A 14522-nucleotide genomic window follows, 5' to 3' on the forward strand; every position below is an offset into this window, starting at 1 on the left:
CGTCCGCTGGGTGAAGTGCCCCTTACGTTGTGACGCATCCGCCCATCCGGCCCCGACGCTCGCAGGGCCCCACGCCCGGCGGCCGGGCGCTCAACCCCCGTTCCGCTCCGCCAGCGGCACGTCCATCAGCGCCGCCACTTCCGCGCTGTACCCGCCGGGCCCCTCACCGTGCACGATGAGCGGCGCACGCACCGACAGGCCCCGGTCCTGGTCTCGCAATGCCTGCACCAGGAAGCGCGTGGCGGGCGCGTCCACCCGCGCGTGCACGGCTCGCAGCACCCGGGGGAACAACCGCGCGCTCGCGAGCACCCCCAGCACTTCCGCCAGCCGCGCCGCCGGATACACCAGGCTCACACCGCCCCCGGGCCGCAGGGCATGCCGTGCCGCCGCGACCACGGACGGCGCATCGCAGGCCACCTCCGACTTGGACACGGCCCGCTCGGCGTCCGGGCTCACCACGCCCGCCTCGGCCCGGCGGAATGGCGGGTTGGACACCACCTGCCCGTAGGCCCCGGGCGTGAACAACGACCGCGCCTGCCGCAGGTCCCCGAGCACCGGCCGCACCCGGCCCTCGCACCCGTTGAGCGCCACCGCGCGCGTCAGCCGTCCGTGCACCGCGGGCTGCAACTCCAGCGCATCCACCGGACCCGCGACGCCGAACTGCTTCACCAGGAGCAGCGACACCACGCCGCTGCCCGCGCCCAGCTCCAGCACGGTCCCGGGCAGGTCCTGTCCTTCCGTGGCCGCGAAGTGCGCCAGCAGCACCGCGTCCAACGTGAAGCGGTAGCCCGTGCGGCGCTGGAACACGCGCACGTCCGCGGTGCCAATGGAGTCCAGCGTCTCGCCGTCCTCCAGGGTGACGGGCTCCACGGTCAGCGCGCGCCGTGCATCCGCTCGGCGACTTCCAGCACGCGCGCCTCGCAGGAGACGCCGTCCAGGTGGCTGGCCTCCACCAGGCCCGTGGGGCTGGTGACGTTCACCTCCGTGAGGTAGTCGCCCAGCACGTCGATGCCCACCAGCGTCAGCCCCTTCTCCTGGAGTGACGGCTTGAGGCGCTTGCAGATGTAGAGGTCGCGCTCGGTGATGGCCGCCTTCATCGGCGTGCCGCCCGCGGCCATGTTGCCCCGGTGGTCCGCGTCCGAAGGCACGCGCAGCACCGCGCCCACCGGATCTCCATCCACCAGGATGATGCGCTTGTCGCCCAGGCGGCTCTCCGGCACGTACGCCTGCGCGAGGATGGGCTCCTTCCCGCCCTGCGTGAGCAGCTCCACCATGGAGCGCGCGTTGCGGTCCCCCGGCGCGAGGAAGAGGATGCCCTTGCCCCCGAACCCGTCGATGGGCTTGAGGATGGTGCCCTGCGCGTTCTTCGCCGCGAACTCCAGCACCACGGACAGCTCGCGCGTCACGCGCGTCTCCGGCATCAGGTCCGGGAAGTTCAGCGTGAAGAGCTTCTCGTTCGCGTCGCGGATGCCAGACGGGTTGTTGATGAAGATGGGGGCGCGGTCCGGACACAGCTCCACCAGTTGCGTGGCGTGCAGATAGTCCGCGTCCACCGGCGGGTCCTTGCGCAGGAAGAGCACGTCCAGCTTCGACAGCGGCCGCACGTCCTCGCTCAGCACGTCGAAGTGGTGCCCCACCTCACGCCGCACCTTCACCCGGCGCATGCGCGCCTCCGAGCACCGGCCGTTGAAGCGCAGCCAGCCCTGCTCGAAGTAATAGACGTCGTGCCCCCGCCGCTGTGCCTCCAGCATCAGCGAGAACGTCGTGTCGTGGTCCACCCGCACGCTCTCGAGCGGGTCCATCAGGAAGCCAAGGGAGAGGGCCATGTGGGGGCGGAAGATAGCGGACGCCCTCCGCCCGTGCCGCTCCTTCGAGCAGGTCCGTCCACGCCGGAACGGACACGGCCCCCTCCGTCAGGACAGGGGGCCTCGGGCCCCTAGCGGCCCGGCAGCTCCCTCAGCTTGAGGTTGAGGCGCACGGGCTTGCCCGCCTCCACCGGCACGGCGAGCACGCGGCGCTTCTTGTCCCCGCCCACCAGAACCAGCTCCGCCTGTCCCACCGGCAGGGAGTGCTTCACCAGCGGCGCGGGGCCCAGGGACTTGTTCTTGAAGAAGATCTCCGCGGGCTCATCCAGGAAGAGCGTCACCTCGCCCCGGGCCTTGCCCTTGCGGCTGCTCCGGCTGGCGGTGGCGTCGTCCCGGTCGTTGTCCCGGTCCTTCGTGCCTGCCCGGTCGCGGTCCTTGGTGTCCCTGGTGTCGCGGTCCTTGGTGTCCTTGTCCGCATCCACGACGGCCACGTCTCCGCCGGGCACGGGGGCGTTGGGCGGCCGGATGGGGACCATGGCGCCCAGGTTCATGGGCGAGGGTGGGGGCGCCTTCTCCTCGGCCTCCAGCAACTGGGTGAGCCGGAACGCGCCATAGGCCAGGCCCAGGAACAGCGACAGCGACAGGAGCGCCCACACCGCGCCCAGCTTCGAGCGCTTCACCGGAGGCGCGGTCTCGTCGCTGCCGGGGCTCTCCTCGCGCAGCTTCGCGATCTCCGCCTTCCTGCGCGCCTCCACCACGCTGAGCGCGGTGCTCTTGCGCTCCGGCAGATAGGGGCCGTCATCCTTCTGGAGCGCCCGCTTCGCCGACGCCAGCACCTGGCTGCTCGTGGTGACGTCCGCGCTCTCCAGCAGGGACCGCGTGGCCGCCATGCGCTCCGCGAACAGGCTCTTCATGAGCGCGGCGCGCTGGTCCGCGTCCATCAGCTTGCCGCCGGCCGCCTTCTCGATGGCGCGCGCCATGTCCCGCCCGGACGGGTAGCGGCGGTCCACGTTGCGCTCCAGCGCGCGCATCACCACGCGGGAGATGTCCTCGGAGATGTGCGGCAGCAGCACGGACGGCCACGGGATGGCGTCCTCGAGGATCTTCACCATCTCGTCGCGCTCGGTCTTGCCCGCGAAGAGCCGCTCGCCGGTGATGAGCTCGTGCATCACCACGCCCACGGAGAACAGGTCGCTCCTGCCATCCAGCGGATCGCCGCGCACCTGCTCCGGGGACATGTACCCGGTGGTGCCCTTCACCGTGCCCACGCTGGTGCGCTCCAGGCTGTTCTTCGCCTTGGCGATGCCGAAGTCGAGCAGCTTCACGGTGCCGTCGTACGTCACCATGATGTTCTTCTGCGCCACGTCGCGGTGGATGACGGGGCTGGGCTGGCCGCCGGGGGACGTGAAGGTGTGCGCGTAGTGCAGGGCCAGGCACACGTCGCGGGCCACGGACAGGGTGAAGGCCAGCGGCACCGGCTGGCGCTTCTTCAGGCACGCGCTGGTCACCTGGTTGAGGTTCTGCCCGCCGATGAACTCCATGGCCAGGTAGAGCCCGTCGTCCTCCTCCCCCAGGTCGAACACCTGCGCGATGTTCGGGTGGTTGAAGGCCGCGGTGATGCGCGCCTCGTCCAGGAACATGCGGACGAACTGATCATTGGAGCGCGCGTCCGGGAGGATGCGCTTGAGGACCACGTACTTGCGGAAGCCGCCCGGGCCCGACGTGTAGCCCAGGAACAGCTCCGCCATGCCGCCCACGGTCAACTGCGTGAGCACCTCGTACTTCCCGATGCGCTCGCCCCGATGGAAGTCGATGAGCTCATCCTCCAGCGCCTTCGGAAAATGGCGCCCGCGTCGTGAAGAAAGCCGGGCCGGACCATAACAGGGCTGTTGCATCCCGGGTCCTTCTTGCCGGCGTGATGCCTGCCAGGTCCCTGTGGATCACCTGTGGATGGTGTGGATGTCCCTGTGGACAACCGGGGGCCTGGAAGCCCCCCTGTGGATGCCCGGGGGAAACCGGCAATTTGCCCACATGTAGCAGATCGCGGATTCGTGAATGATTCCCGAAGCTTGCTGACTTGTCCCCAACTCGGCTTCCCCTACCTCTTCCACCAGTTGATCAACACTCCAATTAGACTGGTGAAAAGAAGCAGGGCCCGTGCACAAGTCGGAAACCGACAGGCATCCGGCGCAGGGACACGCTGCTACAGGAGCGTGGCGCGGAGCCGCTCCAAGAGCCCGGGCAGTTCCTGGAGCAGCTGCCGGTCCAGGTCCTCCAGCGCGGCGCGGTGCATGACCAGGTCCTCGGGCTCCCGGTCCGCGGCCATCATGCGCTGCAGGCCCCGCAGGCGCTGGTTGCGCATGACCAGGCGGGCCAGGGTGTCGTCCAGCTCCTCCGCCAGCGCCGAGTCCAGGTGCAGCTCCTGGCCCACCAGCTCCCGAAGCTGCTCCACGCGGTAGGTGAGCTCCCAGCTCTCCTCGTAGCCCGCGCGCCGGGGCAGCATCTGCCCATACGTCCACCGCTCGTTCACCAAGGTCCTCTAGTGCGGCCGGGGCCGGGTGAGGCCCGTCAGCGACAGCCGGGTGCGCATGGGGTCCAGCTCCACGTGTATCCGGCAGTCCGCCACGTCCAGGCGCAGGGTGTAGGGAGGGCAGGGCGTGTGCCCCGAGTGGTTCTCGGAAGCCTGGGTGCCCATGCGGAACAACTCGGCCAGCACCGCCCGCCGGACCTCCGCCGACAGCCCGTCCACGGTGGATTGCACACCCCGGGCGATGAGCACCGTGAAGGCCTGCAATCCTGGAGAATCGTGCGGCGGTCCGGCCAGGGTCATGTCCGCGCCCGTTGCCAGAACCGTACCCTGCGACATGCCTGTCGTTCCGGGGGGTTGGAAGCACTCGAAACCCTTGGGGCTGAAAAAAACTCAGGCACGGAAGTGCCCAATCCTGAAACCCCGGGGGGTGGGGTGCCGTGGGACACGGGGATGGAGAGGGGTGTAAAGGCAGGGGCAGGAGGGCTTGATGGCGCGCACGCGGACGGTGGGCAGTGGGGGCCGGATGGCCCTGGCAATGGCCCTGGCGGCCCTGGTGGCCTTCGGGAGCTCCTGCCGGGAGGAACCCCCGCTGACGGGCGCCCGGAGCCTTCTGAGGGTCTCCCAGGAGGCCGTGGCGTTCCCGCCCAGCTACCCCCAGGTGGAGCGGGTGGTGGAGCTCCGGGTGGTGAACGCGGGCCGGACGACGCTGGACGTGGAGTGGACGGCGCTGGCCGCCCCCTTCGCCGCGGACGGGCTGCCCACGCGGATGGCCCCGGGCGAGGTCCCGGTCCGGCTGTCCTACCGGCCGCAGGCCACGGGCGTGCTGACGGCCACGCTGGTGGGCCGGGCGCCGGGGGGCGGGGAGGTGCGGGTGGAGCTGCGCGGGGAGGCGAACCCGTACCCGGACTGCCCCACGCCGGTGGCCTGCCATACCTCCACGTTCGATGTGGCGACGGAGAAGTGCGTGGAGACGCAGGAGCCGGACGGCACGGCCTGCGACCCGGGCAACGCGTGCATCCAGGACGCCACGTGCGCGGCCGGGCGGTGCAAGGGGGCGGAGCGCGTCTGCGACGACGGCAACGCGTGCACCACGGACGTGTGCAACCCGCTGGATGGCTGCACGTCGGTGCCGGCGCCGCCGTGTCCGGGGGATGGGAAGTGCCAGGTGGGCGCGTGCGACCCGAAGGTGGGGTGCACGCTGGCGAAGGCGCCGGACGGGACGTTCTGCGGCCCGGAGCGCGGCTGTGACGCGGCGGACGTGTGCCTGGACGGGACGTGCCAGCGCCGCGACCCGCCGGACAACTTCACCTGCGCGCCGGCCAGCCCCTGCCAGGGGCCGGGCAGGTGCAAGGGCTCCGTCTGCGAGCGCCCCACCGCGACGGCGCTGACGCCGGACTGGACCTACGACGCGGCCTCCAACGGCGAGTCGCTGCACGACCTGTTGGTGGGGCCCACGGGGGACGTGACGCTGGTGGGCTTCTTCGTGCCGGCGCTGCTGGACGCGGCGGGTCCGGTGCCGGTGCGCGCGAGCGTGTCCGGGCGCCGGTGCATGCTGTGGAACGACCGGCTGTTGTGCATGGACCTGCCGCTGTCCGGGCAGGTGTCGCTGTTGGACCGGGTGACGGGCTCGCCCCGGTGGACGTTCGATTTGACGACGGCGCGGCCGGACTTCACGCAAGGGCTGACGACGGTGTTCATGGCGCGGCTGGGGGTGATGCAGCCGGACCGGCTGGCGGCCCTCTTCGAGGCGTACCCGGCGGGCACGTCGCGCGACACGCTGTGCCGGCAGTACTTCCTGGTGGTGTTGGATGCCTTTGGCGGCATGGTGTCCGCGCAGGCGTTGCAGGATCCGCTGCTCGCGGAGTGCAACCACCCGCATCCGTATGGCGTTGCCTCCGACGCGGCGGGGGACCTGTACGTGGCGTTCGGGCCCACGCAGAACGTGGGGGCGCCGCTGTATCCGGGAGCGCCGACGTTGTTGATGGCGTTCTCGCAGGACGGGGTGCCACGCTGGCGCAAGACGGAGGCCTTCGCCGCGGGCGAGCTGGCCATCGTGAACGGGGTGCTGCTCAACGAGCGCTCCACGCAGGCGCTGCGCACGCAGGACGGGCAGGCGGTGGGCTCACAGACCTTCCCGAGGACGCTGGGCCGCGCGCTGGCGACGTCCGCGCACGTGATCCCCTCGCCCTCCGAGGACGACACCGCGGGCGGGTGGACGCTGGAGGGCTACGCGTTGCCGGAGCTCACGCCGTCCTGGACGCACGGGTTCCAGGGGTGGCCGGGGCCGGTGGCGCCGGAGGTGCGGCTGGCGAGCTGGACGACCTGGCCGGGCCAGCCGCCGGAGACGGTGGTGGTGGGCACGGGCATGAACGCGACGGGGCCGGTGCTGTTCGCGGTGAGCGCGAAGGACGGCAGCGAGGTCTTCCAGTGCCCGATGCCGAACGCGGCCACGCCCGCGCAGTTCCTGGAGCTGGGGCCGGACAGCATCGTGATGATGGATGGAGCGGAGACGTGCGGCGATTGCGATCCGCCGTATGCCTACAGCCAGGGGCGCTTCCGGCGCTTCCCCATCCCCGGCCTGAAGCCCGCGGAGGAACCCTGGCCCGGGACCTTCGGCGGGCCAGGGCACGACCATCACGAGGACCCGGTGCGCGGGCGCTGAGTCCTCACGGGCTCACGGCGTGAGCGCGGTCCAGTCGCTGTTGGGCACGGCGACGGAGAAGTTGTACGTGCCGTTGGTCCAGCACAGGCCGTAGGGCCCCAGCTGGCTGCTGTTGCTCGCGTCCAGCGCGGGCCAGGCGCTCACGGTGTAGATCTGGATGCCGGAGGAGCGCACGCGCGGGAACGCGGGGCAGCGCTGCGCCACGTCCATCAGGTAGTGCGACTCCCACATCGTCCAGCCCGTGGCGAAGCCGGAGTTGCCGCAGATGGGCGTCAGCTTCTCCTCCCAGACCCCCAGGGTGAAGTTGTAGAGCAGACCGTGCGCGCAGCCGCTGCCGTCCTTGTAGGCCTCCGTGAAGTAGCGCTCCTCGCCGTCCAGCACGCGCACGTACTTGCCCTTCCACGTCGCGTCCATGCCCTCGAAGGTCTGCCAGCCGGTGGCGCCGTCGAAGCCGCAGTGGTCCCAGAAGCCGTGCGCGTGCGCCGTGGTCGCCATGCCCGTGTAGCGCCAGTGCGCCGTCACCGTCTCCACGCATGAGTAGTTCGCCGGCATGTGCGTGGGCGCATAGATGGTCGTCCCGATCGCGTTGTCCGGGATGACCAGGTCCGTCTGCGCGTCGTTGGCCGCGAAGATGCCCTGGCCCTGGTTCACCCAGAAGCCCCGGTCGCCGGAGCCCGGGAAGATGTCCGGGATGGGGTCTCGCGGACGCGGACGGCTGGAGCGCTCCGGCAGCCGCGCCGCCGCGCCCTTCAACACCTCGTTCGCCTGCGGCTGGGTGTTGGGAATCGCCTGGCCGTGCACCTTCTCGTCGAAGGGCTGCGGCGTCGCCGTCAGCTCCTGACCCTCCGGCACCGGCACGCCGTACGGCAGATGGGCCGTCTCCTCCGCCAGCACCGGCGCGCCCACCAGACCCACCACCACCGTCACGGCCTTCCACGACGTTCCACGCATGTGTTGTCCCTCTCCGGTTGGAGTTGAGAGGGATTAAAACAGCTTAAACAGTAAAATTAGCAATAGTGGATTACCGTCTACTGCTCAGGTCCAGGATGCGCCCCTCGCGCAATGTTCCATCCGCGTCGTGCGTGAGGGGCAGGCCCACCGTGATGACATGCTCAGGCCGTATGCGCGTGAGCCATCCCAGCCACGCGCAGAGTGCGGCATCCAGTTGGTCGTGCGTGCACGTCCCCGCGTCCTCGAAGCGCAGTCCGGATGCCTCCAGCAGGGCCTGTCTCCGGGCGCGTCCCTCCGGCGTGGACTTTGCCCCCAACTTCTCCACAGCCAGCGCGCGCCAGGTGGCACCGGGGAAGGCTTCGAACAGGCGCGCGTGTGACAGCGACGGCGTGTCCAGGTCCAGCATCGGCACCCGGGCCTGGGCCCGCAGCGCGGCGAACAGCAGCACGCTGCCGCGCACGAAGCCCGCGAAGGGCGCACCGGGCAGGGGCAGCACGTCCGGGGTCCGGCCCGGGGCGCGCAGCCGCGCTTCCGCGTCCCGCACCTTCGCGCCGGGGTTGGCCAGCGCCTGCGGTCCGTCCACTACCACCACGTCACCGGGTCCCACGGCGAAGGCCTCCGCGAGCGCCTCCGGGTCCAGCCCATGCCCGGCCCGTGCCGGGGGCCAGACGCGTTGGGAGAAGCGCACGCGGCCGTCACCGTCCACGAGGGCCTCGTCCACGGGGCGGGGAGAACGGGCGAAGGGGTCCGTCAGGTCCCAGCCCACGAAGCGGCGCGCGTGCGTCATCGCGTGCCTTCCTGCTGCGGGTTCGCGCACCGGACGTTAAGAGGGGCCGCCTTCACTTCCACCCAAGGTGACACGCACATGCACTACCGTCCGCTGGGCCGCACCGGCCTGTTTGTCTCTGAACTGTGTTTCGGCGCCATGACCTTCGGTGGCGAGGGCTACTGGAAGAACATCGGGCAGCAGGGACAGGCGGAGGCCGACGCGCTGGTGGGCCGGTGCCTGGACGCGGGCATCAACTTCTTCGACACCGCGAACGTGTATTCGTACGGGCAGTCGGAGGAGCTGCTCGGCAAGGCGTTGGCGCAGAAGCGTTCGCAGGTGGTGCTGGCCACCAAGGTGCGCGGCCGGATGGTACCGGGCCAGAACGAGACCGGCCTGTCGCGCTACCACATCTTCGACTCCGTGCACGCGAGCCTGAAGCGCCTGGGCACGGACCACATCGACCTCTTGCAGATCCACGGCTACGACGTGGCCACGCCGCTGGAGGAGACGCTGCGCGCGCTGGACGACCTCGTGCGCCAGGGCAAGGTGCGCTACCTGGGCGCGTCCAACCTGGCCGCGTGGCAGTTGATGAAGGCGCTGGGCATCAGCGACCACCGGGGCCTGTCCCGCTTCGAATCGCTCCAGGCCTACTACTCCATCGCCGGCCGCGACCTGGAGCGCGAGCTGGTGCCGCTGATGAAGGACCAGCAGGTGGGCCTGATGGTGTGGAGCCCGCTCGCGGGCGGCTTCCTCTCCGGCAAGTACCGCCGAAACGCCGAAGGCCCCGAGGGCGCGCGCCGCACCACGTTCGACTTCCCGCCCGTGGACCGCGAGCGCGCGTACAACGCCATCGACGTGATGGATGAGGTCGCGAAGGAGACGGGCACCACCGTGGCGCGCGTGGCGCTCGCGTGGCTGCTGCACCAGCCGCACGTGACCACCGTCATCCTCGGCGCGAAGACGCAGGCCCAGTTGGAGGACAACCTGGCCGCGTCCGAGCTGCGCCTCGGCGCCGAGCAGCTCGCGAAGCTCGACGCCGTCTCCAGGCTGCCCCCCGAGTACCCGGGCTGGATGGTCGAGCGTCAGAACGCGGACCGCTTCCCTCCGGCCCGCTGAACGGGTTGCTCTCGGACTCCCGCGCGTGCGGAGTTTTCCATTATCGCTGGATGGACCCGACCTGACGCGTCTCAACGACGCACCGTGTGATGGCGGTGCGTTCGTTTTTACAGTCCGTCAGGGACGGCAGGCGCGGCGGGACGCGGGTTCCCCTGCGAGTCTCGTGGCGAAAGCGACGCTGGGTGTTTGGGATTGGGACCGACTTCCAATATCTTGGGGACTGCGAAGCGTTCGGTCACTCGAGCGCGTTCCATGGGGCCCACGCGCCTGTCCGTCAGCACTCCGGTGCGGTCGGCATCCACGTGGAAGGTAGGACGGTCGCCCGGATGACCTTGGAGGTCCGGTGTGCGGCGTCTCTTTTAGCTTCGTGGGGGGCCTATCCGGGCCCCGGGTGTTCCCCGGGGCCCGGCTAACCTTTCCCGCTACCGCTGCTAGTTCGAGGCGTCGAGGCGCGAGCCGCCGCTGACCTCGACGCTGGCGTTCTGGGGCCGCTTCGACAGGCGGATGATGCTGCCGCCGGAGGCGTCACCGGAGACGCTGGCGGGGGCATCGGCCTCCACGATGGAGCCGCCGCTGGCCTCCACCTGGAGCGCGGAGAGGCCCTGGAGTTTCTGGGCATGCACCTGCGCGCCGCCGCTGGCCTCGGCGTCCAGATGGGTGGCGCGGCCGCTGAGGGTGATTTCGGAGCCGCCGCTGGACTCGGCCTCCACGTTCTTGGCGTCCACGCCGCTCACCCTGAGCACCGCGCCGCCGCTGGCCTCCGCGTCGAACTCATCGGACGCGGTGACCTCCGCGTTCATGTGGCTGCCGCCGCTGGCCTCCACGTGGTCGATGCGGGGCGAGGACACGATGAGCCTCACCGTGCCGTTGAGGCGGCTCCAGCCCTTGCGCTCGACGTTCGTGGTGAGGATGCCGTCCTCCACCTCCAACTTGATGCGAGAGAGGTTCTCGGGGGAGCCCTCCAGGCGGACGGACTTGGGGCCCACCTTCACCTCCGCGTGCATGCCGTGACCCACGGAGACGCCGTGGAAGTCCTCCACCTGGCGCGTCTCACCGGAGCCCTGGGAGGGCTTGACCGCGTCCTCCGCGTGGGCGGTGCAGGCGGTGGTGGCGAGGCAGCAGGCGGCGAGCAGGGACAGCGAGGACATCCTCATGGGCGGCTCCGGGCGAGGCGCGAGGACGTGGGAGCACGTCCCGGCGGAATGCCTCGGGTACGGAGGACCCCCGCAGTTGATTGCGTGAGGGGGGGCGAAACCTGTCCGGCAGCCGGACGGGTTCAGGGGTTGGCCAGCATCTCCAGGGGAACCCGGACGGAGGTGATGTCGTCGGGTTTGATCTCCACGAGGAGCTTCAGGGGGCGGCCGGTGCCATCCATGAGCTTCAGGGTGTGCCTGCCCACCGGGAGGGCGACCTTGGTGAGCGGGGTCTCGCCCAGGGAACGGCCGGCCAGGGACACGCGGGCGGAAGGTTCCGTGACGAGGGTGAGGAAGCCCTGGGGCGCGGCTGCTTCGGTGGCGCTCTCATCCGGGGCGGGGAGGTCGCCTTCCGAGTCGTCGGCGGGCGCGGCGGTGCGGGGCTTGCCGCGGACCGGGGTGGCCGCCGGGTCGCTGGCGTCGCGCTTGGCCTTGCGGACGGGGGTGCGCGTCTTGGCCTTCGGGGTCTGGGAGTCGTCGGTGTCAGCGCTGGGAGGCGACGGGTCCGAAGGAGCCTCTTCCGTGGGAGCCTCGGGTTCGGCGGGAGGCGTGGCCTGGGCGACCGCGGTGGAGGGTTCCGGCTCGGTGGGCGCGGGCTTCTGGGCCTCGGGCTCGGAAGGAGGCGGTGGAGAAGTTGTGGATGGGTTCGCGTCCGGCTTGCGAGAGAGCGCGGAGCTCCACAGCGCGGACACGCGGCCACCGTCGAGTCCCAGGGCGACGGTGGTGCCGAGGCCCGCGATGGCGAGGAACACGATGCCGGCCGCGATGAGTGCGCCCTTGCCACGGCGGGGGGCGGGGGCGTCGGCGAGGAAGTCGTGCGGCTCGGTGGGACGGCCGGAGGCGCGCGCCGGGGTGGAGCGGGAGGGAGGCGAGGACTGCTTGCGGGAGGACGGCGAGCGGCGGACCGCGGGAGTCTTCTCGGGGGCCTCTTCGGGAGGCAGGGACGGCACGCGGGAGATGGCCGTCTCACCGTCGTTCAGCAGGGCCTGCGGCGCGGTGTGAGGCTGGGTGACGCGGAGGCTGTCCTGCGTGGCGGACCGTGAGGGCCGGGGACGGGAGTCCTCGGCGCCGGTGTTCGAGGCGTCGCGAGGAGGGCGGGGACGGGAGTCTTCCGCACTGTTGTTCGAAGCATCGCGACCCGACCGGGCACGTGCGTCGGCGGATCCGTTCGCGGCATCACGGCCAGACCGGGCACGTGCATCGTCGGTGGATCCATTCGTGCCATCGCGGCCAGCACGGGCGCGCGCATCGTCGATGGATCCATTCGCGCCATCGCGGCCAGCACGGGCGCGCGCATCGTCGGTGGATCCATTCGCGGCGTCACGGCCCGAACGAGCGCGCGTATCGTCGATGGATCCATTCGCGCCATCGCGGCCAGCACGGGCGCGCGCATCGTCGGTGGATCCATTCGCGGCGTCACGGCCCGACCGGGCACGTGCATCGTCGGTAGGTCCATTCGCGCCATCGCGGCCCGAGCGAGCACGCGTATCGTCGGTGGGGCCAGCCGCGCCATCGCGAGAAGGACGGGAACGCGAGTCTTCGGCACCACCGTTCGCGGCATCGCGAGGCGGACGGGGACGGGAATCCTCGGCGGACCCATTCGCGCCATCCCGCGCGGACCGGGACCGCGCATCCTCACCCGACGTGCTGAAGGCCTCACGCGGCGGTTTGGGCCGAGCCTCCTCGGAAGGGGCGTTGAGGGCTTCACGCGGCGGACGGGGCCGCGAGTCCTCGGCCGCATCCCGTGCGTTGCGCTGCCGTGCATCGTCCGAGGCTCCAGACCGGGCACGGCCCTCCTCGGACTCCCGTCCACCCCGGGCGCGGGGCTCGTTGGACGGCGGCACGAAGGCCGGAGGCCGCGCCTTCGATTCCTCGGGAGGCTGCGTGCCCACGCGCGACAGCGGCGTGAGGATGGTCTCGCTCTCGATGTGGCCGGGGGACGCCGTCACGGGCGCCGTGATGCGCAGCGACGAATCCAGCATCACCGGAGGCAGCGCCGGCTGGGTGCGCACGCCCGGTTCGGAGTCCTCGGGCTGCGCCGACATCTCATTCGTGGGCGGAGGCGGCCGGGGCGTCTCCGCGGGAGGCGACACCCGGCGAGAAGACGGCAGCGGCGCGGGCTTGCGGACCGCCAGCTCCTCCGTCGTGTTGCGGCGGCCCCCCACTCCAGCAGCGGGAGCCGGCGGAGCCTTCGCCGGAGCAGGAGCCTTGGCGGGCGCCGCGGGCGCGCGAGGCGGCAGCGTGGAGGAGATCTGCGGCAGCCCCCCCGCGGGAGGAAGCGTGGCCGGCTCCGGAACGTCCCCGCCCCGGGCAATCGCCTGCGCCACCTGCGTCTCGCTGGAGGTGCCATCCCCGGACGACTGCGCGCTCATGAGCAGCAGGCGGGTCTGGTCGCGGCGCTCGGTGAACAGCCGCAGCATCAACTCGCTGCTCTGCTCGGGGTGCCAGATGCGCTGTCCCACGGCGCGCTCGATGGCGCGCGCGAACTCCAGCGTGGTGCCGTAGCGGTCCTCGCGACGTTTCGCGAGCGCCTTGAGGACGATGGCGTCCAGCTCCGGCGGCACTTCCTTGTTCACGCGCGAGGGCGGAGGCACGTCGCCGCTCAGCACGGCGTTCATCATGGCTTCGGCGCTCTTCGCGTAGAAGAGGCGCATGCCGGTGAGGCACTCGTGCAGCACCACGCCCAGGCTGAACAGGTCGCTGCGGGCGTCCAGCGGGTCGCCCATGATCTGTTCCGGGGACATGTAGCCGCTGGTGCCCTTCACCATGCCCACCTGCGTGCGGCCCGCGCGCGCCAGGCTCTTGGCGATGCCGAAGTCGAGCAGCTTGGTGACGCCCTCGTACGTCACCATGATGTTCTTCTCGGCGACGTCGCGGTGGACCACGGGCGAGGGCCGGCCCAGCGGGTCCGTGAAGCTGTGCGCGTAATTGAGCGCCACGGCCGTGTCGCGCACGGCCATCAGGCTCAGGCCCATGGGGATGGGCTCATGGGCGGTGCGGCACGCGCGGGCCACCTCCACCAGCGTGGCGCCCGGGACGAACTCCATGGCGAGGAACAGCTCACCATCCGCCACGTCCAGGTCGTACACGTGGGCGATGTGCGGGTGGTTGAACGCGGCCGTGACCTTGGCCTCGTCCAGGAACATCCGGACGAACTCCTCCTCGCCGCGGATGTCGGGGAGGATCTGCTTGAGCACCACCAGCTTGCGGAACCCAGCCGCGCCCTTCTGGGCCGCGAGGAAAATCTCCGCCATCCCGCCTGTCGACAGGCGGCAGAGCACCTCGTACTTGCCCAGCACCCGGCCGCGGAACCCGTCCGGGGTGAGCGTCAGCGTCGTCCCAGCCATTGAAGGGGTCCGACTCTACACCGGTGCAGGCACCGGCGCGAAAGGCCCGGGACCCCGTTTCTGGCCGGATGCCAGGGTTTACGAGGATGCGCCTCCGTCCAGGCGAGGACAGGGTTTCGGGAACCAGGGCGCGCGAACTGTCCGACACC

11 protein-coding genes are annotated in these 14522 nt (G+C 70.9%); 2 read left to right on the plus strand and 9 right to left on the minus strand.

The window, feature by feature from the left end:
- Positions 1 to 90: 90 nt before the first annotated feature.
- The 5 genes from ACX114_RS00110 to ACX114_RS00130 form a co-directional block, all read right to left on the minus strand.
- Positions 91 to 870 (minus strand): tRNA1(Val) (adenine(37)-N6)-methyltransferase, encoded by a 780-nt coding sequence (locus ACX114_RS00110; RefSeq protein WP_459293474.1) that lies wholly within the window; start codon positions 868 to 870, stop codon positions 91 to 93.
- A gap of 2 nt (positions 871 to 872) precedes the next feature.
- Positions 873 to 1826: a glutathione synthase gene (gene gshB, locus ACX114_RS00115; protein ID WP_459293476.1), complete on the minus strand. Its 954-nt coding sequence runs from the start codon at positions 1824 to 1826 to the stop codon at positions 873 to 875.
- Between the two features lie 110 nt (positions 1827 to 1936).
- Positions 1937 to 3700 (minus strand): serine/threonine protein kinase, encoded by a 1764-nt coding sequence (locus ACX114_RS00120; protein ID WP_459293478.1) that lies wholly within the window; start codon positions 3698 to 3700, stop codon positions 1937 to 1939.
- 308 nt (positions 3701 to 4008) lie between these two features.
- Positions 4009 to 4335 carry a hypothetical protein gene (locus ACX114_RS00125; RefSeq protein WP_459293480.1) on the minus strand — a complete coding sequence of 109 codons (327 nt, stop codon included), beginning with the start codon at positions 4333 to 4335 and terminating at the stop codon, positions 4009 to 4011.
- 9 nt (positions 4336 to 4344) lie between these two features.
- Positions 4345 to 4671 (minus strand): hypothetical protein, encoded by a 327-nt coding sequence (locus tag ACX114_RS00130; protein WP_459293482.1) that lies wholly within the window; start codon positions 4669 to 4671, stop codon positions 4345 to 4347.
- 151 nt (positions 4672 to 4822) lie between these two features.
- Here ACX114_RS00130 and ACX114_RS00135 point away from each other — a divergent pair, with 151 nt between their 5' ends.
- Positions 4823 to 6997 (plus strand): tenascin-X, encoded by a 2175-nt coding sequence (locus ACX114_RS00135; protein ID WP_459293484.1) that lies wholly within the window; start codon positions 4823 to 4825, stop codon positions 6995 to 6997.
- A gap of 12 nt (positions 6998 to 7009) precedes the next feature.
- Here the strand turns inward: ACX114_RS00135 and ACX114_RS00140 are convergent, their stop codons facing one another.
- On the minus strand, positions 7010 to 7948 hold the full coding sequence (locus ACX114_RS00140) for a hypothetical protein (RefSeq protein WP_459293486.1): 939 nt from the start codon (positions 7946 to 7948) through the stop codon (positions 7010 to 7012).
- 70 nt (positions 7949 to 8018) lie between these two features.
- Positions 8019 to 8735, minus strand: coding sequence for a DUF429 domain-containing protein (locus ACX114_RS00145; protein ID WP_459293488.1), 717 nt, complete (start codon positions 8733 to 8735; stop codon positions 8019 to 8021).
- A 78-nt stretch (positions 8736 to 8813) separates the two neighbouring features.
- On the opposite strand from ACX114_RS00145, the gene ACX114_RS00150 reads away from it, so the two are divergent.
- Positions 8814 to 9833: an aldo/keto reductase gene (locus ACX114_RS00150; protein WP_459293489.1), complete on the plus strand. Its 1020-nt coding sequence runs from the start codon at positions 8814 to 8816 to the stop codon at positions 9831 to 9833.
- Positions 9834 to 10264: 431 nt separating this feature from the next.
- Here ACX114_RS00150 and ACX114_RS00155 read toward each other — a convergent pair whose 3' ends face one another.
- Together ACX114_RS00155 and ACX114_RS00160 are read right to left on the minus strand one after the other, a co-directional pair.
- Positions 10265 to 10987: a head GIN domain-containing protein gene (locus tag ACX114_RS00155; protein ID WP_459293491.1), complete on the minus strand. Its 723-nt coding sequence runs from the start codon at positions 10985 to 10987 to the stop codon at positions 10265 to 10267.
- A gap of 122 nt (positions 10988 to 11109) precedes the next feature.
- Positions 11110 to 14373, minus strand: a complete 3264-nt coding sequence (locus ACX114_RS00160) for a protein kinase domain-containing protein (protein ID WP_459293493.1) — start codon at positions 14371 to 14373, stop codon at positions 11110 to 11112.
- Positions 14374 to 14522: the final 149 nt, after the last annotated feature.

The organism is Corallococcus sp. M7 (assembly GCF_054512695.1).